Source organism: Xanthomonas sp. A1809 (assembly GCF_017746015.1).
GTDB lineage: Bacteria > Pseudomonadota > Gammaproteobacteria > Xanthomonadales > Xanthomonadaceae > Xanthomonas > Xanthomonas euvesicatoria.
In genome coordinates this window covers 94,505-118,840 of the sequence record NZ_JAGHWZ010000009.1, presented here as the reverse complement: position 1 = coordinate 118,840, position 24,336 = coordinate 94,505, and the positions used below count along the sequence as shown (strand labels likewise).

Genomic DNA, 24,336 nt, shown 5'->3' with positions numbered 1-24,336 from the left:
CTGGCATGCGCGACGCCTGGTCAAAATTTCGCCAGCGTGATCATTGGGCCGTCCAGCCGCCGTCGATGGCGATGGCTTGCCCGGTGATGTTGCGCGCGGCATGCGACATCAGAAACGCCACCGTGCCGGCCAGCTCGTCATACTCGATGAAGGCGCCCTTGGGCATCGGCTTGAGCATCACATCGCGCACCACCGCGTCCTCGGCGATGCCGCGGGTGCGCGCCTGATCGGCAATCTGCCGCTCCACCAGCGGTGTGCGCACATAGCTGGGGCAGAGCGTGTTGACGGTGATGTCGCAATCGGCGGTTTCCAGCGCGATGACCTTGGCCAGGCCGACCAGGCCATGCTTGGCGGCGACATACGCACTTTTGTATGGGCTGGCCACCAGCGAGTGGATGCTGCCGATATTGAGGATGCGGCCATAGCCGGCTGCACGCATGCCGGGCAGCACGGCGCGACTGAGGCGTGCGGCGCCGGTGAGCATGACATCCACCAGCAGCGCCCACTGCTGCATCGGGAACTCCTCCAGTGTGGCCACATGCTGCAGGCCGGCATTGTTCACCAGTACCTGCGGGGCGCGTGATGCGTTGGCCAGTGCCTGCGCAATGCTGTCTGCATCGGTCACGTCCAACGCCAGCGCCTCGGCCGAGGCGCCTGCCTGGCGCAACGCCTCGGCCGTGCGCTCGGCGTCCGCCAGCTGCACATCGCTGACGAGCAGATGATGGCCATCGGCCGCCAGTTGGCTGGCGATACCGGCGCCAATGCCGCTGCCCGCGCCGGTGATCAGGATGCTGCGCATCGGATGTCCTCGTGAAGTGGTGCGCGGCCGGGAGCGGTCACGCGGATCGCCAGCCTAGCCGAGTGCAGCGAAACGGTCGCCTGCATGGCGCGCGCGCGTTACCCTTTGCGCCTTGCTCACCTCAGGCTCCGCATGAAACGCCATTTTTCGATGCTGCGCGATTTCCAACTCGCGGACTGGTTCACGCTTGCCAACGCGTTCTGCGGCACCGGCGCGGTGTTTGCGGCCATGCGGTTCCTGCAAGAGGGGCATCGCGGCGATCTGCTGCTTGGCATGGCCTTGATCCCGCTGGCGTTCGTGTTCGATGCGCTGGACGGGCACGTGGCGCGCTGGCGCAAAGCGTCTTCCACACTGGGCCGCGAACTGGATTCGCTGGCAGACGTGATCTCCTTCGGCGTGGCGCCGGCGGCGCTGGGCTACGCCTGCGGCATGCGCGGCGGTTGGGACTGGCTGGTGCTGAGCTACTTCGTCTGCTGCGGGGTCAGCCGGCTGGCGCGCTACAACGTCACCGCCGAAGAGATCGCTGGCGAGGCCGACAAGGTGCCGTATTTCGAAGGAACGCCCATTCCGACCAGCCTGGTATTGGTGATCCTGCTCGCCGTTGCCGCCAGCAGCGGGCATATCGGCGACACCTTGTGGTGGGGGCAATGGCAACTGGGGCCGTGGCAGTTCCATCCGCTGGTGCTGCTGTTTGCGGTGTCCGGCTCGCTGATGATCAGCAAGACGCTGCGTATCCCCAAGCCCTGAGCGGCACACCGCCACGCACGCGGTAGGATGGCTGGGTAAAGGTCACTGGACGGGATGATGGCAAGCAGCGGTTCGGACAACGGCAACTTCGACGACAAGGCGCGCCAGTATTGGGCTGCCTGGGGAGATGCCATGCGCCACGGCCAGGCCGGCGCCGCCGCGCAACAACCACCGCCAGCGTCCGGTAGCGATGCTCCGCAGGATTGGCGCAAGGCCGTGGATTGGTGGTCGCAGTTGCTGCCCACCCAGGCCGCCCCGCAGGCGCAGGAGGCCATCGACCGCTTTCGCACCCAGGCCGGCGACTGGTTCGGGATCATGCAGCAGGTGGCCGCGCAGTTTGCCGGGCGCGACACCTCGGCCAATGAAGTGGCCGAGGCCTGGCGCCAGGCCGTACAAGGGCAGGGCGAACAGCTGATGCAGTGGACCTTGGGTTCGCTGCGCGGCGGCAGCCCAGGTGGGTTCGACCCATGGCTGCAGGACGCGGCGCAGGCGCTGCAGAAGTGGCGCGAGGAAAATGCGCCCTGGCTGGACATGCCGGCGTTCGGATTGAACCGCAACCACCAGTCGCGCCTGCAGAAACTGGCACGCGCACAGCAGGAGTTCCAGGCCCAGTCGGAGGCCTATGGCGAGCAACTCAAGGCGGCGATCGAGCAGGCGTTCGCGCGTTTCGCGTCCAAGCTGAGCGAGCACGAGAGCAGCGGTAGCCAGTTGACCAGCGCCCGCGCCCTGTTCGATCTGTGGATCGAGGCGGCCGAAGAGTCCTATGCCGATGTCGCCTTGTCGGAGCAGTTCCGCAAGGTGTACGGCGGTTTTGCCAATGCGCACATGCGTCTGCGCGCTGCGCTGCAGGAAGAGGTCGAGCAACTCAGCGAACGCTTCGGCATGCCCACACGTTCGGAGATGGACGCCGCGCATCGGCGCATTGCCGAACTGGAACGCCTGGTCAGGCGGATGCTGCGTAACGCAGCTTCACCGGCAAGCAAGCCCGCTGCGGCGCCGCAGCCTGAAACGGTGACATCGGCGGCGGGCAAGCGCGCGTCGTCCGCCAGCGCCAGTGCGGCGGCAGCGCGGCCGGCGGAGGCAGCACGGGCAGTCAAGCCGGGTGCATCCAAGAAGGCGTCCGTCGACAGGACCGCGACGAAAAAGGCGGCTCCGAAACAGGCGCCAGCGGTCTCCAAGTCGACGAAAACGACCTCGGTCAAGAAGCGCGGTGGGGCGAAATCCCCGCCCAAGCCTGCGGACCGTAAACCCGCTGCAGGTAAAAAACGTGGAGCGCAGGCATGAAAGGTCCGTTGGGATTCAGTGCCGAAGACCTGATGCAGGAAACCTTGTCGATGCAACGCAAGTTGCGCGAAGGGCTCAAGTTGCTGCCGGGCGTGGACGATGTGGATTACGGCGTCACCGAGCGCGAAGAAATCTGGCGCGATGGCAAGGTGGTGCTATACCGCTTCATCGGCGAGCAGGCACCGGTGGCGAAGACGCCGCTGCTGATTGTCTATGCATTGGTCAATCGCCCCTACATGGTCGATCTGCAGGCGGATCGCTCGCTGGTGAAGGGGCTATTGAGTCACGGCCAGGATGTCTACGTGCTGGATTGGGGCTACCCGGACCGATCCGAGCGCTACCTCACGCTGGAAGATTATTTGCTGCGCTATATCGACGGTGCGGTGGATCACCTGCGGGCGCAGTCGGGGCTGGAAGCGGTCGATGTGCTCGGCATCTGTCAGGGCGGCACGTTTTCGTTGTGCTACGCCGCGCTGCAACGCGACAAGGTGCGCAACCTGATCACCATGGTAACGCCGGTGGATTTCCATACTCCCGACAACATGCTGTCCAACTGGGCGCGGATGGTCGATGTGGATCTGTTCGTGGACACGATGGGCAATGTGCCGGCAGACCTGATGAACGCCAGTTACCTGATGCTCAAGCCGTTCCGGCTGAATCTGCAGAAATACGTGGGCCTGCTCGACATCCTCGACGACAAGCAGGCGCTGGAGGATTTCCTGCGCATGGAAAAGTGGATCTTCGATTCGCCCGACCTGGCCGGTGAGGCCTTCCGCGAATTCGTCACGTTGTTCTATCAGCGCAACGGGTTGGTCACCGGGCAGGTGAGCATCGGGGGACAGGCAGTCGATCTGCAGGTGCTCGACATGCCGGTGCTGAATATCTACGCCGAACACGACCACCTGGTGCCGCCGGATGCCTCACGGGCGCTAGGAGGGCTGGTCGGCAGCGACGACTACAGCGAATTGAGCTTCCGTGGCGGGCACATCGGAATCTACGTCTCCGGGCGTGCGCAGCGCGAGGTGCCGGTGGCAATCCATCGCTGGTTGCAGGAACGCGGCGGCAATGCCTGAGATGGCTGCCTGCACGCCGCGCAGGTGATGCTGCGCCAAGCAGGCCGGGCGGCCATCACGATGTGCAGCGGCCGCTTTTTCTAGACTGTTGGCTACGTCTTGCAGGAGTCCTGCCATGTCTACCACCACGTTGTCCCGCTCCCTCAACGACCGCATGATCGCCGGTGTCGTTGGCGGCATTGCGCGTCGTTTTGGCTGGAGCTCGACGCTGCTGCGTGTGTTGTTCGTCATCGTGTCGATTGCCTCGGCCGCGTTTCCCGGCATCCTGGTGTATCTGATTCTGTGGCTGCTGATCCCCAACCAGGCCGATTGAAGCCGGTAATGCGCGGCCTGCCTGCACTGCAGGTGCTGGGCGCGTTGTGGACGCTGCCCAATACCTTGATCGGGCTCGCGATCGGCGCGGCCGGCTGGTGTTTCGGCGCGCGTCCCGTCTGGTCGCCGCGGGAACATGCCGTGGCCTTTCACGCGTGGCCGTGGGGTCCGGGGGGCGCAATGACGTTGGGCAACGTGATCCTGCTGAAAGGTGCATCGCTGGACCTGCAGTGCAGCACCTACGCGCACGCCGCAGGCCGTTGCCAGCATCCGCCGGTGCGCCTGGGCGACCACGAGCGCGCGCATGTCTATCAGTACATGCTGCTTGGGCCGCTGTTCCTGCCCATGTATGTTCTGTGCGGCGGCATCCACGTGCGCAATCCGCTGGAGCGGGCTGCCGATACCTATGCGATGCACGGCCACGGTTGGTGGCCGTGGGGGATTCAACGCAGGCGCGCGAAGCCGAACAATTCGGACAGCGGGTGAGGCGTGCCCTCTAGTTGTGCACGCAACAAGCCTGCGCCAATGGCGCTATAGGTAATGCCGTTGCCGCCATAGGCCATCGCAAACGATACACGTGGCCCCAGTTCGGCATGCGGCCCGAAGAACGGCAATCCATCGGCAGTCTCTGCGAAGGTGCCAGCCCATGCGAACGCCGGGCGCAGGCGCATATCGGGCATGGTCTTGCCAATTTTCTTCAGCAACGTCCTGAGCTTGCCCTGCACGCGTGCGTCGCGGCGAGGGGGAATGTCGATGTTGTCGTCTTCGCCACCCGCGACCACGCGCCCGTCTGGTGTGCTGCGCAGGTACAGATACGGGCGCGCGGTCTCCCACATCATGGTGTGCTTGAGCGCGCCCATTTCGCTGTCGTGCAGGGTGTCGGTCACGAAGGCGTAGCTGCTGCGATTGCGCGCCACCGGCTGCGAGAGCCAGCGCTGGTTGCCATAGCCGGCTGCCAGGATCACGTGACGGGCGCGCACGCTCACACCGTCTTCGGTGCGCAGGTCGACATGCGGGTCGTGCGGATCGATCGAGGCAATGGCGGTGCGGTCATAGATGCGTGCGCCGTATTGCTCGCACTCGGAAAACAGGCGGTAGCACAGGCGGTACGGGTCTACGCTGGCGGCCAGGCGGCTCAGAATCGCGCCATCCGAATGCACGCCGTAGTTGTGCCAGAGCGGCTCGCGTTCGATCCACTCCACCGGCAGTCTCTGCGCCTGGCGGGTCTCCAGCTCGCTGCGCAGGTCTTTGATATCGCGCGAGCGGCTGGCGTAGTACAGGCTGTCCTGGCGCGTGAAGTCGGTGCCGCCGAAGGTATTGCACAGGCCCTGCAGGTCGAGGATGGCTTGCGCGCACGCCCCATAGGCCAGCGCCGCTGCCTGCATGCCGTGCTGTCTGGCCAGTTCGATCATCGGTGTATCGATTTCGTACTGGAGCAATGCGGTGCTGGCCGAGGTGCTGCCCCAGCCGATGTCGCGCTGTTCGACTACCGCGACTTCGTGCCCATGGCGCACCAATTCGTGGGCAATCAGCGCGGCGGTCACCCCACCACCGACGATGGCCACTTCGCAGACGGTGTCTTGCTCCAGGCGCGGGTACGCGCGCATCAACCCGTTGCGGATCGACCAGAACGGGTAGCCACTTTTGAGGTCCATGCGGTGTCGAGCAGCGAGCGGATGGACGGCGATTGACCGCCAAGCGGGGTGAAGCGGCCGTGAGGCGAGCCCGGCCTTGCCGCCGTCACCAAACGGCAAACAGCCAGCGTTAACGTGCGTGGAAAGCTCCTCACGGCGTGCTGGTTATCCTGCCGCCACAACGCAGCAACAGCAGCAGAAGAGGGTGTGGGTATGTCGATTGTCCTGTACGTCGGTGGCAGCAAAGATGGCGACAAGGGCGTGGTGCCTTACGGTTTCAGCAAGTCGCGTGCGATGACCGATGCTGGCCCGGAGGTGTATGTCGAACGCATGGTGCCGCTGAAGGATGTCGGCAAGATCCGTGTGATGGCGCTGGAGTCGCTGCACGAAAGCATTCTGGTCGAACGTGCCGCCACCCATTACGCTCGTCAGGTCAGCTGAGCGCGGCAGCATAGGTTTACGGCGGCGTTGTCAACGGGTTTCCGTGGCGGGCCGGCACTGCGAAAATGCGTTTTTCAGTGAAGCGGGTCACCCCGCGCCGTCATGCACGATAGCCAGCTCGCCCAGCAGATTGCTCGCACCATCGCCGATGAGATCGGTGCCCAGCCCGCCCAGGCGCACGCCGCCATCGCCTTGCTCGACGAAGGCGCCAGCGTCCCCTTCATCGCCCGCTACCGCAAGGAAGTCACCGGCGGGCTGGACGACACTCAGCTGCGCAACCTGGAAACGCGCCTGACCTATCTGCGCGAGCTGGAAGAGCGCCGCGCGGCGATCCTGTCCAGCATCGGCGAGCAGGGCAAGCTCAGCGACGAATTGCGCAACGAGATCTTGGCAGCCGACACCAAGTCGCGGCTGGAAGACCTGTACCTGCCCTACAAGCCCAAGCGCCGCACCCGCGCGCAGATCGCGCGCGAAGCCGGGCTGGAGCCACTGGCCGATGGCCTGTTGGCGGACCCGACGCAATCCCCGGACGTGGCCGCGGCAGCCTTCGTCGATGCCGAGAAAGGCGTTGCCGACAGCAAGGCGGCGCTGGAAGGCGCGCGCGCCATCCTGATGGAGCGCTGGGGCGAAGATGCGGCGCTGGTCGGTGAGCTGCGCAGTTGGCTGAGCGACAATGGCGTGATCCGCGCACGGGTCGCCGAGGGCAAGGAAGAGGCCGGTGCCAAGTACCGCGACTACTTCGATCACGCCGAAACATTGGCGAAGATTCCTTCGCACCGCTTGCTGGCGCTGTTTCGCGCACGCCGCGAAGAAATCCTGTATCTGGATCTGGATCCGGGCAGCGATGCCGAGGCTGGCCACCAGTACGCCGAAGCCCGTGTGGCGCGCAATGCCGGTATCTCCAACGAAGGCCGTCCAGCCGATCGCTGGTTGCTGGACGCGTGCCGGCTGACCTGGCGCGCCAAGTTGCATATGCACTTGCTGTTGGACCTGTTCAACCAGGCGCGCGAAAAGGCCGAGGCCGAAGCGATCGCGGTATTCGGCGACAACCTCAAGGACCTGATGCTGGCAGCGCCGGCCGGTCCGCGGGTGGTGCTTGGGCTGGATCCGGGCATCCGTACCGGTTGCAAGATCGCCGTGGTCGATGCCACCGGCAAGCTGGTGGCCACCGAAACGATTTATCCGCACGAACCCAAGCGGCAGTGGGATCAGTCGCTGCAGACCATCAAAAAGTTGTGCATGCAGCACAACGTGGAGCTGATCGCGATCGGCAACGGCACCGCCAGCCGCGAGACCGACAAGCTGGCCGGTGAGGCGATTGCGCTGTGCGGCGCTGCCAAGGTACAGAAGGTGGTGGTGAGCGAGGCGGGCGCATCGGTGTATTCGGCCTCGGAGTTCGCGGCCAAAGAATTCCCGAATCTGGATGTGTCGCTGCGTGGCGCCGTGTCGATCGCGCGCCGTCTGCAGGATCCATTGGCCGAACTGGTGAAGATCGAGCCCAAGGCGATCGGCGTGGGCCAGTACCAGCACGATGTGGATCAATACCGTCTGGCCAAGGCATTGGAAGCGCGGGTGGAAGACTGCGTCAACGCGGTCGGTGTCTACGTCAATACGGCCTCGGCGGCGTTGTTGTCGCGCGTGTCCGGGCTGTCAGGCACGGTGGCGGAAAATATCGTGCGTCACCGCGACGACAATGGCCCGTTCAAGCGACGCAAGGACCTGCTCAAGGTGCCGCGGCTGGGCGAGAAGACCTTCGAGCAATGCGCCGGTTTCCTGCGCATTGCCGATGGCGAGGAGCCGTTGGATGTGTCGGCGGTGCATCCGGAAGCGTATCCGGTGGTGGAACTCATCGTGAGCAGCACCGGCAAGCCGATCAAGGCATTGCTGGGCGACGGCAGTTTTCTGCGTGGCCTGAAGCCGGAGATGTTCACCGACGACCAATTCGGTGTGCCGACCGTGCGCGACATCCTGAAAGAGCTGGAAAAACCCGGCCGCGATCCGCGCCCGGAGTTCAAGGCAGCGCAGTTCGCCGAAGGCATCGAGGACATCAAGCACCTCAAGCCGGGCATGGTGCTCGAAGGTGTGGTCAGCAATGTGGCCGCGTTCGGTGCGTTCGTCGATATCGGCGTGCATCAGGATGGATTGGTGCACATCTCGGCGTTGTCGGAGACCTTCGTCAAGGATCCGCGCGATGTGGTCAAGGCCGGCGACATCGTCAAGGTCAAGGTGCTGGAGGTGGATGTGGCGCGCAAGCGCATCGCGCTGACCTGTCGTCTGTCCGACACGCCGCCAGCGGCGGATGGCGCAGCGCAACCGCGCGAAGCCCGTGGCAGCGGCGGTCCGGGGCAGGGCAGGCGCGACGGTGGTGGACGCGGTCAGGCGCAGGCCAATAGCAAACCGCGGATCACCGCGCCGCCGGCGGACAACGCCCTGGCTGCCGCATTCGCGCGTGCCAAACGTAGCTAAGTCGCGCTTTTGATCTGTCGGTTGATCGGCGTGGTTGAATGGCTTGGCGCGGATCTAATGTGGCGATGGATTGGTCTGCGGTTTGGCTTATAAGTAAAAGCCTTCGGCGCAGGCAAGCATCCTCAGTGTGCCGATCGGTGACGAAGTCATCGACCAAGCACGCTCCGGTGCTACTCCACTGCAGCCCGCACCGCGCGCGTGGGCAAGATCAAGCGTTCGATCAGGTCGACCAGGCCGGGTGGTTCCACCGGCTTGCCCATGTGCGCATCGAAGCCGGCTACTACCGCGCGGTCGCGGTCTTCTTCGCGGACATAGGCGGTCAGGGCGATGGCCGGAATATGCCGCGGCAGATCGGCGCGGCCCGAACGCACGGTGCGGATCAAGTCGTAGCCATCGCGCAAGGGCATCGCGATATCGCTGACCAATACATCGAAGTGCGCGTTCGCCAAGCAGTGCTCGGCCGCGTCCACCGACCCGGCAGCCTGCACCTGCGCCCCGGCCAGCATCAGGAACTGCATCACCGCTTCGCGCGAATCCTGATCGTCGTCGACCAGCAGGACGCGCACGCCAGCCAGGCGGTCGCGGCACTCGTCCGGCAGCGCGCCCACGTGGGTGGTGTCTGCCGAGGCAGGCCGCAGATCGCTGACCCCGTGCTGGAACGGCAACACGATGGTAAATAGCGCGCCCTGGCCTTCGCCCGCGCTGGAGGCGCCAAGACTGCCGCCATGCAGGTCCACCAACTGACGCGAGATCGACAGGCCCAGCCCCAGGCCGCCCACGCGCCGTGTAGTGCCTGCATCGGCCTGACGAAAACGGTCGAACACATGCGGCAGGAAATCCGCCGCAATGCCGATCCCGGTGTCCTGCACGCACAGGCGCAGCCGCTCGTCTTCGACATCCATCGCCACTCGCACCGTACCGCCGGCAGGGGTGAACTTCAGCGCATTGCTGAGCAGGTTGGTCAGCACCTGCTGCAGCCGCCCGGCATCGCCGAAGAACCACAGCTCGCCATCGCAAGGCGCATCCAGCTCCAGTGCGATCTTGCGCGCCAACGCGGTCGGCTGCATGAGTTCCAGCACGCTGCGCACCAACCCGGCGATATCGAAATGCTCGGCCTGCAGGCGGATCTTGCCGGACAGGATCGCGCTCATATCCAGCAGGTCGTCGATGATCTGCGTCTGCGCGCGCGCACTGCGTTCGATGATCACCAGGCCCCGGCCCATATTGGCCGGATCGGCGATGTCCGATTGCATCAACCGCGACCAACCCAGGATCGCGTTGAGGGGTGTGCGCAACTCATGGCTGAGCGTGGCCAGGAATTCGTCCTTGACCCGGTTGGCATGCTCGGCCTGCGCGCGCGCGGCGGTTTCCGCCTGCAACGACAGCTTGAGCTTGGCATCCACCCGGGTGCGTTCGATCACGATGCCGGCCAGGTGCGAGGCCGAGCGCGCCACCGCCTGCTCGCGCAAGGACGGTAGGTGAGGGCGGTCGTAATAGATATTGAGCGTGCCCAATACCTGCCCGTTGCTGGCCAGGATCGGGGTAACGCAACACGCGGCGATGCCCATCGTTGCCGAGATCGCATGGTGGCTGCTGAAGCTTGCATCGGCCTGGAGATCGCTGCAGATCACCTGACGACCCAGGTGCGCCGACAGGGCGCACGGCGGACCCTCCGGCCCGATCGGCGATGGCTCGAAGTGCCCGCGGTACTCGATCGGAAAATGCGGTGCCGAGCCGAAACTCAAGGTGTGGCGGATCTCATCGCGCACCATCACCGAGCAGTACAACGGGATTTCACCGCGTGCCTCCACACTCAATGCGATCGCATCCAGCACCACCGGCAATGGTGCGCCGGTGGTGATCAAACTCAGGATTGCGCGGTCCGAAGCGGTGGCATCTTCGATGTGCTTGCGTTCGGAGATGTCGGTGAGCGAGCCGATGTGCCCAAGAAACCGTCCGTCGCTGGCGAAGTGCGGGGATGCGGTGTCGATGCACCAGCGGTATTGCCCGTCGTGGCGGCGCACGCGGTATTCGGCGAGGAATTCGCCGCGTTGCTCGAGTGCCTGTTCAAAGGCATGCCGCACGCGTGCTGCATCGTCCGGATGCATCACATCCCACCAGCCCTGATCCAGTGCCTGGTCTTCCCCCTGTCCGGTGAAGTTGTACCAGCGCGGATTCCAGTACACGCAATCGCCTTGCGCGTCGGCCATCCAGATCATCGCTGGCACCGTCTCGCAGAGCGCACGGAAGCGCACTTCGCTTTCGCGCAATTGCTGCTCGAATGCGCGCCGGTCATGAATGTCGGTGTAGGTACCGATCCACTCGCTGATGCTGCCATCGTCGCCGCGCACCGGGAGCGCGCGCACCAGGTGCCAGCGCGATTGCCCGTCGTGACGCAGCAGTTCGCACTCCACCTCGAGAGCGCGCTGGCCTTTCAATGCCAGGCTCCACGCCTGCTCGGACAGGCGCAGACCATCGGCGGTGTGCGCGCGGTGCCAGGCGGCATCTTCGTTGCTGGAAGGATCCAGGCCGGTGTACTCGTACCAGCGCTGGTTGAAGTAGTGCGGTCGTCCGTCCGGATCGGCAATGAAGATGATCTGCGGCAGCGTATCGGCGAGGCGGCGCAGGCGCGCTTCGTTGGCCGCGAGTTGCTGCTGCGCCTTGGCCCGTTGCATCGATTCCCAGCAGCGTGCCACGACCAATCGCACCAGTTCGATCTCCGCCGACAGCCAGCGCCGCGGTGCGCGCTGATGGACGCCGATCGCGGCCACCAATCGGTCGTGCTTGTGCAGCGGAATGGCCAGCGAGGCGCGCAAGCCGGAGCGGCGGTACTGCTCGGCCACATAGTCCGGCGCACCCGGCGCCATCGCATCGGTCGTGAACCAGGGGCGGTTCGCCAGCAGCGCATCGCGCAGGCCCTGTGCGGCCTCCAGTGGGAAGTCGCCTTGCAGGCTCGGCATGTCCTGCACATGGTCGCTGATGACATGCATGGTGCTGCCATCGGCAGCGACCAGACCGAATGCGCAACGGTTCGCCTGCAGATGCTCGCCAAGCAGGCGCACGCTGGTGTCGATGATCTGCCGCGGATCGGACACGTGCTGCAGTGCGTCTTCCAGCATCAATAGAAAACTGTCGCGACTATCGCTGCGACGTTGTTCGCTGACGTCAGCGGTCGAATCCGCAACGCCGATGTAGAGCGCGCCTACCTGCTCGCCCGTTTGCAGCACTGGGCTGCATGACCAGCGCTCCAGCTCCAGGGCCATTGCCGCGGCTGGTTCGTCATCGCCATCGCGATTGGATGCATATGTCAGCGCCGCACGCGGCTGCCCGAATGCCGCCGGGTGGTGCGGTCCCAGTCGTGCAATGCAGGCATCGTTGTAGATACAGCGCTCGTCGCGGCCCCATACGAGCAGCATCGGAACTTGCGCATGCAGGCAGATCGAGAGTGCTGTGCGCAGCGCGGGGCTGTCGCCCAACAGCGCGTCCGCAGCGTGCACGGAAGCGGCCAGTAATGCTGCAGTTTCGCTCGTCTCCGGCAGCAAGCCGGCTAACGGCGACACGGCGATATCCATCCAGCGACCCGCCCGTCATTCTTCGATGGCAAATTCTAGTAGCAACCGGCCTGCACCGGCAGCGCCGCGGAACCGGCGATTCAGCTAATCGCTGCCGGCACATGGCAACACAATGCGTCTGTGGCAGAAGGATAAGGTGTTAGAGAGAGGGCAGGCGTGCCGCACCTGGCAGTGGCACCGGCAGGGCGCCCGGTACTGCTGCTCAGCCCTCAGCGCCGCGCAACTCGCGCGCTTTGGACAATGCACCGATCAGTTCTTCGGACAGATAGGGCTTGATCAGGATGACACCACGTTCGAATCCACTCGGGATGCTGCCGATGGCCACGCCGGTCGCCAGCACGAACGGGATACCGCGCTCCGACAACAGGCGTGCGACCGGTTCGCTGGTTTCGCCGTTACCCAGGCGATAGTCCAGCACTGCGATATCCGGTGGCTCGGCGCTGATCAGCTGCAGGGCATCGCGCACTTCGCCGACCGGGCCGATGACGACGGCACCCGCCTGAACAAGCTGCAGGTCGAGCAGCATGGCATTCATGTCATCGTTTTCGACCACGAGTACCCGAACTCCACGCAACACCGACATTGCTTACTCCTTTACTGAGTCGGCCAGTATATCGGGACTGCCTGGACACAGCGCTGCAGACCCCGCTTGCACCTGAATTCGTCAGGCGCAAACTGACACTGTTCGTTTCAACAACAAGTCGCTATACTGCGCGGCCACGCCGAAGTGGCGGAATCGGTAGACGCAGCGGACTCAAAATCCGCCGCCCTTAAAAGCGTGTGGGTTCGAGTCCCACCTTCGGCACCAGGTTGTTGCAGTACCAGCGAAAGCCCTTCTGGAGAAGTCCGGTGGGGCTTTTTGCTGTGTGCCGTTCGGCAGGGCGTGGGGCTTCGTTGATGCGGCGCGACCAGCGAGGCTGGTGACCGTCACTGCGGTCGAACGGAGCGCGAAGCGACGGCGTGGTTGGCGCGCGATGCACGACTGGCGTCAGGAGCAATTTGTTTGCAGTGCATCTGCGTGGCGCAGATGCTGATCGCCCGAGTTCGTCCATCGGCACGCCACGCATCAGGCACGCAACTGCCGCGCGCCGTGCAGTGCGCAGGTAATGGATGACGTTGCAGGCACGCGACCATCACGCTGCTTGCGTACCGTGGGAGTCTCTTTTGAGCGGGTGACCCCATGGACTTCGATGCTTCGCAACAGCTGCGCATCCTGCGCGACATCCACGACACCAAGCCGGTGGCCGACGAAGAGGGAAACTGGGCGGTACGCGCCGGCTATGCCACGCAAGCCGAAGATGGCGACATCGACCTGACGCACGAGGGCCGCAAGGCGCTGGATAGCGGGCAGACCTGAGGTGTTTCGCACCGTGCACTGCGTGGCTGGCCTTGAGATCGGACGGAGGTTTTACTCATCGCATTAGCGTGCGATGGGGCCTGCGACACGCCCCGAACGCATTTGCGAGGTGGCGAGACGATCGGTCAGCGATGTAATGGCTTGCAAGTGCGTAGCGGGGAGTTGAATACAAGGCTCGCCAGTGAAATGCATTTGCGCGCCACTGGTCCCAGCCCGCAATGGCCTCGAAATACGTCTGAGACGGAGGTTAGGGACAGACAAGAAAAAGCCCCGGCAATGCCGGGGCTTTGGATGATTGGCGTCCCCACGGGGATTCGAACCCCGGTGTCCACCGTGAAAGGGTGGTGTCCTAGGCCTCTAGACGATGGGGACGCGTATCAAAACCTCGTTATCCACTTGAGACGGCCTAATGTCTGAAGTGGTGGAGCCAGGCGGGATCGAACCGCCGACCTCCTGCATGCCATGCAGGCGCTCTCCCAGCTGAGCTATGGCCCCGCGTTGCTGCGAGCCGGCAATCATAGCGACATCGCCGCGCGATGGGAAGTGGTCTTGGCAAAAAAGTTGTAGCAAGGGCGCAGCCGCCGGGCGAACTGCCAGGCCGCATGCGTCGAGCGCGGCGATTGAACAGCAGCAGCGCAGCTGGAGTGCATGAAGCGCCATAAATCCTCGGTGTTCGGGGCGTGCAGTGGATTGCAGTGATGACGATATCGGCGCGCTGGATGCGCCGATGCGAGTTTGCACTCACTTCGACAGCGGTCGATTCGCGAGCAACTGCCGCGCCGGGTCGCGCGTCAAGTCCGCTGCATCTCGTCTACAAGCAACACCGGATTCGCGTCCCGTGCTCGCCGTCATCACGGCATGCGTGAGCGCGACCATCGCGCACATTGCGTTTTTGGCGCGGCGATCTGTCGCGAAGCTTCTGGCAACGTGACAACTGCGAGGCGGGCAGGGACATCGAGAGCAAAATTATGTGCGCGCGCGAATGCGCATACGCTTGAGTCATGCCGCAACTCGTCAAGCGCTTGGATCGAGCGGGTATTGGCATCAGTAGCGGCCTGCCGAACAGCAGTGCGTGCGTATCGATGCGCACACCAAAGCGCTGTGCCATCCGCGGCAGAGATTCAACTCTTTCTGTCCGCTGCATCATGGCGATGAACCGAGGCATGCCCAGCCTCGCTCAGAACCGGATTCGGCCTGGTGACAGGCAAAAAAAAGCCCCGGCAGTGCCGGGGCTTTTGGATGATTGGCGTCCCCACGGGGATTCGAACCCCGGTGTCCACCGTGAAAGGGTGGTGTCCTAGGCCTCTAGACGATGGGGACGCGTATCAAAACCTCGTTGTCCACTTGAGACGGCCTAATGTCTGAAGTGGTGGAGCCAGGCGGGATCGAACCGCCGACCTCCTGCATGCCATGCAGGCGCTCTCCCAGCTGAGCTATGGCCCCACGAAACTGAGAACGAAATGATAGCGGCCTGTTAATGTTCGCGCAAGCGCTTTTTCATTCCGAATGAGACGGTGCGACGTTCGCATCGCACTCAGTTGACGCCGTGCAGATCGCGCAACTGCGTCTGACGCGCGCCGAAGTACGCCGCCAGGTCGGCGATGTCCTGATCGCTCAGCGCCGTGGCCTGGGCGGTCATCAACGGATGCTGACGGTCGCCGCTACGGTAGGCCTGCAGCGCATGCGCAAGATAGTCGCCGTATTGGCCGCCGAGTTTGGGATAGCTGTGATCGATCGGCGCATTGCCATCGGCACCGTGGCAGTCCACGCAGCTCTGGCCGGTCGCCTTGCCCTTGGCATGGGCGAGTTTGTCGCCGGCGTCGGCGCGGCCGGTGGGCAGACCTGCCGACGAGCCGGAGCCGTGCTCGCCGCTGGCGTGGCCGGGGTCGCCAGCGGAGTGATCGGTGGACTCAACCTGGGATTGGGAACAGGCCGCCATCATCAGGGCAGCGACCAGGACGATGGCTAGACGCGGAGCGTGCAGGGCGTTCGGCATGTGGGCGCTTATTTGAGGGTGGACAGAAAGGCGGAGATGTCGGCGATGTCCTGCTCGGAAAAGCTCTGCGCCTGTGCCTGCATGGTTGGATGCTTGCGCTTGCCCTGGCGATATTCGGTCAACGCCTGGGTCAGATACTGGCTGGTCTGGCCGCCAATCTTCGGCACGCGATAACTGGGGTAGGCGTTCTTATAGCCGGTGACGCCGTGGCAACCCTGGCAGGTATAGGCGAGCAAGCGCCCATTCGACGGGTTGCCGGTCGGCGCGGCAGGGGTTGCCACCGCGGCAGCAGGTGCCGGGGGGGCCGGAGCTGCGGGTGTGGCTTGCGGTGTTGCTGATGCGCCCCCAAACGGCAGGAAGACGACCAGAGCGAGACAAGCGGCGAGCGGCTGCGGGCGCATGGTTTCGTATCCGGAAGACTGATTGAGCGTCCGCACGTGGGGGCGTGACGGAACCGGACCGAGTATGCCTGCGATTTGGCGCGGCGCAAACCGGGTGAATAGGCAAAGTTGAATAGACCATGACCTTTGGCGCATTGGCGGCATGTGCATCTGGGTGGTCTACTTGCCTACAACACCTGTTCACGCATCCACTAGGACACGACGATGTCGCCACTCTCCTTCTTGCCGGGTCGCAGCGGAACCTGCGCCGCTGCATTGTTGATCACCACGAGCCTGCTGCTGGGCGGTTGCAAGGCAGGAGAGGGCCAGGCCAAGACCGCCGAGGAAAAGAAGGCCGTCGATGCGGTGCCGGTGGAAATCGCCAAGGCCGCGCGCCGTGCGGTAGCCGCCAGTTACACCGGCACCGCTGCGCTGGAGCCACGCGCCGAGGCGCAAGTGGTGGCCAAGACCTCGGGCGTTGCGCTGTCGGTGATGGTGGAAGAGGGGCAGAAGGTGTCGGCGGGCCAGGCACTGGTGCGTCTGGATCCGGATCGCGCACACCTAGCGGTGGCGCAGAGCGAAGCCCAGCTGCGCAAGCTGGAAAACAGCTATCGCCGCGCCACCCAGTTGGTAGGGCAGCAGTTGGTCAGCGCCGCGGATGTGGACCAGCTCAAATTCGATGTCGAAAACAGCCGTGCGCAGCACCGGCTTGCATCGTTGGAGCTGTCGTATACCACGGTGCAGGCGCCGATCTCCGGCGTGATCGCATCGCGCTCGATCAAGACCGGCAACTTCGTGCAGATCAATACGCCGATCTTCCGCATCGTCGACGATTCGCAGCTGGAGGCCACGCTCAACGTGCCCGAACGCGAATTGGCCACGCTCAAGTCGGGCCAGCCGGTGACCTTGCTGGCCGATGCGCTACCGGGCCAACAATTCGTCGGCAAGGTGGATCGCATCGCGCCGGTGGTGGACTCGGGCAGCGGCACGTTTCGCGTGGTCTGCGCATTCGGCCAGGGGGCCGAAGCGTTGCAGCCGGGCATGTTCGGGCGCATCCGCATCGATTACGACCAGCGCAAGGACGCATTGGTGATCCCGCGCCTGGCGTTATTGGACGACGGCGAACCGGCAGTTTTCGTAGTGCGCAACGGCAAGGCCAGCCGGGTGCCGGTGAAACTGGGCTATGCCGAGGGGCCGTGGCTGGAAGTGCGGCAGGGCCTGAAGGAAGGCGACCAGGTGGTGACTGCCGGCAAGGTGGCGCTGCGCGACGGCACTGCGGTGCAGGTGATCGGCCAACCCGATCGCAAGCCGGTCGCGACCAAGGCCGCTGCGCCCGCACATGATGAGACGCACGCATGAGCGAGAACGGCAACCCGCACGGACCCGTGCATGATCCGCACGCACCACTGCCTGGCGGCGGTGGCCTGGTGGCCTTCGCCACGCGGCGGCGTGTGACCATCGCCATGATCACCGTAACGATGCTGCTGTTCGGGCTGATCGCGTTACGCAGCCTCAAGGTCAATCTGCTGCCCGATCTGAGCTATCCCACGCTCACCGTACGCACCGAATACACCGGCGCGGCGCCGGCGGAAATCGAAACGCTGGTGACCGAGCCGGTGGAAGAAGCGGTCGGGGTGGTCAAGAACCTGCGCAAGCTCAAGTCGATCTCGCGCACAGGGCAGAGCGATGTGGTGCTGGAGTTTGCCTGGGGCACCAATATGGACCAGGCCAGCCTGGAGGTGCGCGACAAGATGGAGGCCTTGTCGCTGCCGCTGGAAACCAAGCCGCCGGTACTGCTGCGCTTCAATCCTTCCACCGAGCCGATCATGCGGCTGGCGTTGTCGCCCAAGCAGGCGCCGGCCTCCGATACCGATGCGATCCGCCAGCTCACCGGCTTGCGTCGCTATGCCGACGAAGACCTGAAAAAGAAGCTCGAACCGGTGGCCGGCGTGGCAGCGGTGAAGGTCGGCGGCGGGCTGGAAGACGAGATCCAGGTCGACATCGATCAGCAGAAGCTGGCGCAGCTCAATCTGCCGATCGACAACGTGATCACCCGGCTCAAGGAGGAGAACGTCAACATCTCCGGCGGTCGGCTGGAAGAAGGCTCGCAGCGTTACCTGGTGCGTACGGTCAACCAGTTCGTGGATCTGGACGAGATCCGCAACATGCTGGTGACCACCCAAAGCAGCAGTGGCAGCGCGGCCGAAGCGGCGATGCAACAGATGTACGCCATTGCGGCGTCCACCGGTTCGCAGGCGGCGCTGGCGGCAGCGGCCGAAGTGCAGAGCACCTCCTCCTCGTCCAGCAGCAGCATCGCCGGCGGCATGCCGGTGCGGCTGAAGGATGTGGCGCAGGTGCGCCAGGGCTACAAGGAACGCGAGGCGATCATCCGCCTGGGCGGCAAGGAAGCGGTGGAGCTGGCGATCTACAAGGAAGGCGATGCCAATACCGTGTCCACCGCCGCGGCGCTGCGCAAGCGCCTGGAGCAACTCAAGGCGACGGTGCCGGGCGATGTGGAAATCACCACGATCGAGGACCAATCGCACTTCATCGAGCATGCGATCAGCGATGTCAAAAAAGATGCGGTGATTGGCGGCGTGCTGGCGATCCTGATCATCTTCCTGTTCCTGCGCGATGGCTGGAGCACGTTCGTGATCAGCCTGTCGTTGCCGGTGTCGATCATCACCACGTTCTTCTTCATGGGTCAGCTGGGGTTGAGCCTCAACGTGATGTCGCTGGGCGGGCTGGCGTTGGCCACCGGCCTGGTGGTGGACGATTCGATCGTGGTGCTGGAGAGCATCGCCAAGGCACGCGAGCGTGGCCTGGGCGTACTGGACGCGGCCATCGCCGGCACCCGCGAAGTGAGCATGGCGGTGATGGCGTCCACGTTGACCACCATTGCGGTATTCCTGCCGTTGGTGTTCGTCGAAGGCATCGCCGGGCAGTTGTTCCGCGATCAGGCATTGACGGTGGCGATCGCGATTGCGATTTCGCTGGTGGTGTCGATGACGCTGATTCCGATGCTGAGCTCGCTCAAGGGCGCGCCGCCGATGGCGTTCCCGGACGAGCCGAGCCATCCGGATTGGCGGCCCGAGCAGCGCTGGCTCAAGCCGGTGGCGGCCGGGCGGCGCGGCGCGGGTGCGAGCGTGCGTTATGCGTTCTTCGGTGCGGCGTGGGCGGTGGTGAAGGTGTGGCGCGGGTTGAGCCGCGTGGTGGGGCCGGTGATGCGCAAGGCCAGCGACCTGGCGATGGCGCCGTATGCCCGTGCCGAGCGTGGCTATCTGGGGATGTTGCCGGCGGCGCTGCGGCGTCCCTGGTTGGTGCTGGGGCTGGCCGCGGCGGCGTTCATCGGGACAGTGTTTCTGGTGCCGATGCTGGGCGCGGATCTGATTCCGCAGCTGGCGCAGGATCGCTTCGAAATGACCGTCAAACTGCCTTCCGGCACGCCGCTGGCGCAGACCGATGCAGTGGTGCGCGAGTTGCAGCTGGCGCACGACAAGGACCCGGGCGTCGCCTCGCTGTACGGCGTCAGCGGTAGCGGCACGCGACTGGATGCCAACCCCACCGAGAGCGGCGAGAACATCGGCAAGCTCACCGTGGTGATGGCCGGTGGCGGCAGCCCGGCAGTGGAGGCGGCGGCGACCGAGCGGCTGCGCAGCAGCATGGTCGGGCACCCGGGCGCACAGGTGGATTTCGCGCGGCCGGCGTTGTTCAGTTTTTCGACACCGCTGGAAGTGGAACTGCGCGGCCAGGATCTGGGCGAGCTGGAACGCGCCGGGCAGAAGTTGGCCTCCATGCTGCGCGCCAACGGCCACTACGCCGACGTCAAATCGACGGTGGAAGAGGGCTTCCCGGAGATCCAGATCCGTTTCGACCAGGAGCGCGCTGGTGCCTTGGGGCTGACCACGCGGCAGATCGCCGATGTCATCGTCAAGAAGGTACGTGGCGATGTGGCCACGCGCTACAGCTTCCGTGACCGCAAGATTGATGTGCTAGTGCGTGCCCAACAAGCCGATCGCGCCAGTGTCGATGCGATCCGTCAGCTGATCGTCAACCCGGGCAGCAGCCGGCCGGTGCGCCTGGCGGCCGTTGCCGAGGTGTTGGCGACGACGGGGCCGAGCGAGATCCATCGTGCCGACCAGACCCGCGTGGCGATCGTGTCGGCCAGCCTGAAGGACATCGACCTGGGCGGCGCGGTACGCGAAGTGGAAACGATGGTGCGCAAGGACCCGCTTGCTGCCGGCGTGGGCATGCACATCGGCGGGCAGGGCGAGGAGCTGGCGCAATCGGTGAAGTCGCTGTTGTTCGCGTTCGGCCTGGCGATCTTCCTGGTCTATTTGGTGATGGCCTCGCAGTTCGAGTCGCTGCTGCATCCATTCGTCATTCTGTTCACCATTCCGTTGGCAATGGTCGGTGCGGTGCTGGCCCTGCTGATGACCGGCAAGCCGATCTCGGTGGTGGTGTTCATCGGCCTGATCCTGCTGGTGGGCTTGGTGACCAAGAACGCGATCATCCTGATCGACAAGGTCAACCAGCTGCGCGAAGACGGCGTGCCCAAGCGCGAGGCGCTGATCGAAGGTGCGCGCTCGCGCCTGCGGCCGATCATCATGACCACCTTGTGCACCTTGTTCGGCTTCCTGCCGCTGGCGGTGGCGATGGGCGAGGGCGCTGAAGTGCGTGCACCGATGGCGATCACCGTGATCGGCGGGTTGCTGGTGTCGACCTTGCTGACCCTGCTGGTCATCCCGGTGGTGTACGACCTGCTGGATCGCCGTGCCGATGCGTACTACCTGGAGCGCGGCCGGCGCATGGCCGGGCAACGTGCACAGGCGGCGAGCAATGCCGACGGACTGGGGGCGCTATGAGCGTTGCCGCCTTCAGCATCCGTCGCCCGGTCACCACCATCATGTGCTTCGTGTCGCTGGTGGTGGTGGGCTTGATCGCGGCGTTCCGGCTGCCCTTGGAGGCGCTGCCGGATATTTCCGCGCCATTCCTGTTCGTGCAATTGCCCTACACCGGCTCCACGCCGGACGAGGTGGAGCGCAACCTGGTGCGGCCGGCCGAGGAAGCGCTGGCAACGATGACCGGCATCAAGCGCATGCGCTCGACCGCCACCGCAGACGGCGCGAACATCTTCATCGAATTCTCCGACTGGGACCGCGATATCGCCATCGCCGCATCCGATGCGCGCGAGCGACTGGATGCGGTGCGCGACGATTTTCCGGAGGATCTGCAGCGCTTCCACGTCTTCAAGTGGTCCAGCAGCGACGAGCCGGTGCTCAAGGTGCGCCTGGCCAGCCAGACCGATCTGACCGGCGCGTACGACATGCTCGACCGCGAGTTCAAGCGGCGCATCGAGCGCATCCCCGGCGTGGCCAAGGTGGAGATTTCCGGTGCGCCGCCGAACGAGGTCGAGATCGCGATCGCACCGGATCGGCTCACCGCGCACGACCTCAGCCTCAACGATCTGAGCGAGCGCTTGGGCAAGCTGAATTTCTCGGTGTCTGCAGGCCAGATCGACGACAACGGCCAGCGTATCCGGGTGCAGCCAATCGGCGAGCTGCGCGACCTGCAGGAATTGCGCGAGCTGGTACTCAATGCCAAAGGTGTGCGGCTGGGCGACATCGCCGAGGTGCGGCTCAAGCCGACGCGCATGAATTATGGCCGGCGCCTGGATGGGCGCCCGGCCATCGGCCTGGATGTCTACAAGGAACGCAGCGCCAATCTGGTGGAGGTGTCGAAGGCGGCGTTGAAAGAGGTCGAAGACATCCGCGCCCAACCGGCGCTGCGCGATGTGCAGGTCAAGGTGATCGACAACCAGGGCAAGGCGGTGACCTCGTCGCTGGCCGAACTGGCCGAAGCCGGCGCGGTGGGTCTGCTGTTATCGATCACCGTGTTGTTCTTCTTCCTGCGGCACTGGCCATCGACGCTGATGGTGACATTGGCGATCCCGATCTGCTTCGCCATCACCTTGGGCTTCATGTATTTCGTCGGGGTCACGCTCAACATCCTGACCATGATGGGGTTGCTGCTGGCAGTGGGCATGCTGGTGGACAACGCGGTGGTGGTGGTGGAAAGCATCTACCAGGAACGCGAGCGCATGCCCGATCAACCGCAGCTTGCCGCGCTGCTGGGAACGCGCAGCGTGGCCATTGCGCTCAGCGCCGGCACCTTGTGCCATTGCATCGTGTTCGTGCCGAATTTGTTCGGCGAAACCAACAACATCAGCATTTTCATGGCGCAGATCGCCATCACCATCTCGGTGTCGTTGCTGGCGTCGTGGCTGGTGGCGATCAGCTTGATTCCGATGTTGTCTGCACGCATGAAAACGCCGCCGATGGTGACCTCCGAGCACGGCGTGATTGCGCGGCTGCAGCGCCGTTACGCCAAGGTGCTGGCGTGGACGTTGGCGCACCGCGGCTGGAGCGTGACCGGCATCATCCTGGTCAGCGCGATCAGCCTGGTGCCCATGAAGTTGACCAAGGTCGACATGTTCGGTGGCGACGGGGGCAACGAAGCCTTTATCCAGTATCAGTGGAAAGGTTCGTACACACGTGAGCAGTTGGGCGAAGAGATCGGCCGTGTCGAAAACTATCTCCAAGCCAATCGCGCCAGGTACCACATCACGCAGATCTATTCGTGGTTCAGCGAAGTGGAAGGCAGCAATACGGTGGTGACCTTCGATGCGAGCAAGGTCAAGGACCTGCCGCCGCTGCTGGAAAAAATCCGCAAGGAGCTGCCGCGCTCTGCGCGTGCCGATTACAGCATCGGCAATCAGGGCGATGGCGGCAATGGCAACCAGGGCGTGCAGGTGCAGTTGGTCGGCGATTCGACTGATGCACTGAAAGCGCTGGCCGACGATGTGATTCCACTGCTGGCGCAGCGCAAGGAGCTGCGTGATGTGCATGTGGATACGGGCGACCGCACCAGCGAGCTGGCGATTCGTGTCGATCGCGAGCGCGCGGCTGCCTTCGGATTCAGTGCCGAGCAAGTGGCCAGTTTTGTCGGGTTGGCGTTGCGCGGCACACCGCTGCGCGAGTTCCGCCGGGGCGACAACGAGGTGCCGGTGTGGGTGCGGTTTGCCGGCGCCGAGCAGAGCAAGCCAGAAGATCTGGCCAGCTTCACCGTGCGCACCAAGGACGGCCGCAGCGTACCGTTGCTGAGTCTGGTGGAGGTGCAGATCCGTCCGGCCGCCACCCAGATCGGGCGCACCAATCGGCAGACGACGCTGACGATCAAGGCCAATCTCGCCGAGAAGGTCACCATGCCCGAGGCGCGCGCAGCGATGGAAGCGCCGCTCAAGGCGATGAGTTTCCCGGCCGGTTACAGCTACACCTTCGACGGCGGCGATTACCAGAACGACGGCGAGGCGATGAACCAGATGGTGTTCAATCTGGTGATCGCGCTGGTGATGATCTATGTGGTGATGGCCGCGGTGTTCGAATCGCTGCTGTTCCCGGCGGCGATCATGAGCGGGGTGTTGTTCTCGATCTTCGGGGTGTTCTGGCTGTTCTGGATCACCGGTACCTCGTTCGGCATCATGTCCTTCATCGGCATCCTGGTGCTGATGGGCGTGGTGGTGAACAACGGCATCGTGATGATCGAGCACATCAACAATCTGCGCCGCCGCGGCATGGGGCGGACGCAGGCGCTGGTTGAAGGCTCACGCGAGCGTTTGCGGCCCATCATGATGACCATGGGCACCGCGATCCTGGCGATGGTGCCGATCTCGCTGACCAGCACCACGATGTTCAGCGACGGCCCACCGTACTTCCCGATGGCGCGCGCCATCGCCGGCGGCCTGGCGTTTTCGACGGTGGTGAGCCTGCTGTTCCTGCCGACGATCTACGCGATCCTCGACGACATGAGCAGCGGTGCGGCTGCGCTGGTACAGCGTGCGCGTGGTGTGCCGAAGGCGAGGCGGTCGAGCGCAGCGTTGGAATCGTAAACGAGGTAAGGCGTTAAGCCCCTCTCCCCCCCCGGGAGAGGGGTTGGGGTACGGTTGCTTCCTTCGGCTCGTACGACAACCAAAGCACCTGACCGCCAATCAGCGGCTCCGGTAAGGGGCGACAGCGCAGCCGGGGATCGGCTCTTCGGAGCGACAGACATCCTGTCTGACGCGCCGTCGCGACACCTCCGTGCGCCGCTCTCCGCCGATCGCCGGCCGCGCTGCCGCTTCGGTGTTTCATTACCGTGGCTTCGAGCAGATCGGTGTGCCATCGCCATGACCTCGAGCAGAAAAGCCGCGCTCAAGGATGCTTCGAAAGATTTTTTT

General features: G+C 64.4%; 17 protein-coding genes and 5 tRNA genes. 12 read left to right on the top strand and 10 right to left on the bottom strand.

Annotation, left to right across the window (positions count from 1 at the left end; genetic code table 11):
- Positions 1 to 40: 40 nt before the first annotated feature.
- Positions 41 to 799 carry a 3-hydroxybutyrate dehydrogenase gene (locus tag J7396_RS13235; protein ID WP_011347421.1) on the bottom strand — a complete coding sequence of 253 codons (759 nt, stop codon included), beginning with the start codon at positions 797 to 799 and terminating at the stop codon, positions 41 to 43.
- An 84-nt stretch (positions 800 to 883) separates the two neighbouring features.
- Between J7396_RS13235 and J7396_RS13230 the strand changes: the two genes are divergently transcribed.
- From J7396_RS13230 to J7396_RS13210, 5 genes are all read left to right on the top strand, one after another.
- The gene (locus J7396_RS13230) at positions 884 to 1,546 is read left to right on the top strand and encodes a CDP-alcohol phosphatidyltransferase family protein (RefSeq protein ID WP_011347422.1); all 663 of its coding nucleotides are present in this window, start codon (positions 884 to 886) and stop codon (positions 1,544 to 1,546) included.
- A 54-nt stretch (positions 1,547 to 1,600) separates the two neighbouring features.
- The gene (gene phaE, locus J7396_RS13225; protein ID WP_209261567.1) at positions 1,601 to 2,830 is read left to right on the top strand and encodes a class III poly(R)-hydroxyalkanoic acid synthase subunit PhaE; all 1,230 of its coding nucleotides are present in this window, start codon (positions 1,601 to 1,603) and stop codon (positions 2,828 to 2,830) included.
- Entirely contained in the window at positions 2,827 to 3,903 is a 1,077-nt protein-coding gene (locus tag J7396_RS13220; RefSeq protein WP_011347424.1) for a class III poly(R)-hydroxyalkanoic acid synthase subunit PhaC, read from the top strand. The genes phaE and J7396_RS13220 overlap by 4 nt, the downstream gene beginning before the upstream one ends.
- A 115-nt stretch (positions 3,904 to 4,018) precedes the next feature.
- Entirely contained in the window at positions 4,019 to 4,216 is a 198-nt protein-coding gene (locus tag J7396_RS13215) for a PspC domain-containing protein (protein ID WP_011347425.1), read from the top strand.
- Positions 4,217 to 4,224: 8 nt separating this feature from the next.
- Positions 4,225 to 4,701 carry a hypothetical protein gene (locus tag J7396_RS13210; protein ID WP_014090228.1) on the top strand — a complete coding sequence of 159 codons (477 nt, stop codon included), beginning with the start codon at positions 4,225 to 4,227 and terminating at the stop codon, positions 4,699 to 4,701.
- Here the strand turns inward: J7396_RS13210 and J7396_RS13205 are convergent.
- On the bottom strand, positions 4,659 to 5,870 hold the full coding sequence (locus J7396_RS13205) for an FAD-dependent oxidoreductase (protein ID WP_122272902.1): 1,212 nt from the start codon (positions 5,868 to 5,870) through the stop codon (positions 4,659 to 4,661). The genes J7396_RS13210 and J7396_RS13205 overlap by 43 nt on opposite strands.
- A 192-nt stretch (positions 5,871 to 6,062) precedes the next feature.
- Here J7396_RS13205 and J7396_RS13200 point away from each other — a divergent pair, with 192 nt between their 5' ends.
- Positions 6,063 to 6,290, top strand: coding sequence for a hypothetical protein (locus J7396_RS13200; protein WP_008573245.1), 228 nt, complete (start codon positions 6,063 to 6,065; stop codon positions 6,288 to 6,290).
- A gap of 102 nt (positions 6,291 to 6,392) precedes the next feature.
- Positions 6,393 to 8,756, top strand: coding sequence for a Tex family protein (locus J7396_RS13195; protein ID WP_209261566.1), 2,364 nt, complete (start codon positions 6,393 to 6,395; stop codon positions 8,754 to 8,756).
- 170 nt (positions 8,757 to 8,926) lie between these two features.
- On the opposite strand, the gene J7396_RS13190 is transcribed toward J7396_RS13195, so the two are convergent.
- Both J7396_RS13190 and J7396_RS13185 read right to left on the bottom strand, forming a co-directional pair.
- Entirely contained in the window at positions 8,927 to 12,328 is a 3,402-nt protein-coding gene (locus J7396_RS13190; RefSeq protein WP_209261565.1) for a PAS domain S-box protein, read from the bottom strand.
- A 202-nt stretch (positions 12,329 to 12,530) separates the two neighbouring features.
- Positions 12,531 to 12,911: a response regulator gene (locus tag J7396_RS13185; RefSeq protein WP_011347430.1), complete on the bottom strand. Its 381-nt coding sequence runs from the start codon at positions 12,909 to 12,911 to the stop codon at positions 12,531 to 12,533.
- Between the two features lie 138 nt (positions 12,912 to 13,049).
- On the opposite strand from J7396_RS13185, the gene J7396_RS13180 reads away from it, so the two are divergent.
- A tRNA-Leu gene (locus tag J7396_RS13180) sits at positions 13,050 to 13,136 on the top strand.
- A gap of 372 nt (positions 13,137 to 13,508) precedes the next feature.
- Positions 13,509 to 13,685, top strand: a complete 177-nt coding sequence (locus J7396_RS13175) for a hypothetical protein (protein ID WP_003482805.1) — start codon at positions 13,509 to 13,511, stop codon at positions 13,683 to 13,685.
- A gap of 296 nt (positions 13,686 to 13,981) precedes the next feature.
- Here J7396_RS13175 and J7396_RS13170 read toward each other — a convergent pair.
- From J7396_RS13170 to J7396_RS13145, 6 genes are all read right to left on the bottom strand, one after another.
- A tRNA-Glu gene (locus J7396_RS13170) sits at positions 13,982 to 14,057 on the bottom strand.
- Between the two features lie 47 nt (positions 14,058 to 14,104).
- Positions 14,105 to 14,180 (bottom strand) — tRNA-Ala (locus tag J7396_RS13165).
- Between the two features lie 749 nt (positions 14,181 to 14,929).
- Positions 14,930 to 15,005: transfer RNA gene (locus J7396_RS13160), tRNA-Glu, on the bottom strand.
- A 47-nt stretch (positions 15,006 to 15,052) separates the two neighbouring features.
- A tRNA-Ala gene (locus J7396_RS13155) sits at positions 15,053 to 15,128 on the bottom strand.
- Positions 15,129 to 15,219: 91 nt separating this feature from the next.
- Complete coding sequence (locus J7396_RS13150; protein ID WP_164738697.1) at positions 15,220 to 15,681, bottom strand: cytochrome c; 462 nt, start codon at positions 15,679 to 15,681, stop codon at positions 15,220 to 15,222.
- Between the two features lie 8 nt (positions 15,682 to 15,689).
- On the bottom strand, positions 15,690 to 16,082 hold the full coding sequence (locus tag J7396_RS13145; RefSeq protein WP_033479153.1) for a c-type cytochrome: 393 nt from the start codon (positions 16,080 to 16,082) through the stop codon (positions 15,690 to 15,692).
- 204 nt (positions 16,083 to 16,286) lie between these two features.
- Between J7396_RS13145 and J7396_RS13140 the strand changes: the two genes are divergently transcribed.
- Genes J7396_RS13140 through J7396_RS13130 form a run of 3 tightly spaced genes read left to right on the top strand, consistent with a single transcriptional unit; the run spans position 16,287 to position 24,009 of the window.
- Complete coding sequence (locus J7396_RS13140; RefSeq protein WP_008576683.1) at positions 16,287 to 17,420, top strand: MexH family multidrug efflux RND transporter periplasmic adaptor subunit; 1,134 nt, start codon at positions 16,287 to 16,289, stop codon at positions 17,418 to 17,420.
- Positions 17,417 to 20,926, top strand: coding sequence for an efflux RND transporter permease subunit (locus J7396_RS13135; RefSeq protein WP_209261564.1), 3,510 nt, complete (start codon positions 17,417 to 17,419; stop codon positions 20,924 to 20,926). The genes J7396_RS13140 and J7396_RS13135 overlap by 4 nt, the downstream gene beginning before the upstream one ends.
- Positions 20,923 to 24,009: an efflux RND transporter permease subunit gene (locus tag J7396_RS13130; RefSeq protein WP_031422859.1), complete on the top strand. Its 3,087-nt coding sequence runs from the start codon at positions 20,923 to 20,925 to the stop codon at positions 24,007 to 24,009. Before J7396_RS13135 ends, J7396_RS13130 begins: the two co-directional genes overlap by 4 nt.
- Positions 24,010 to 24,336 lie beyond the last annotated feature (327 nt).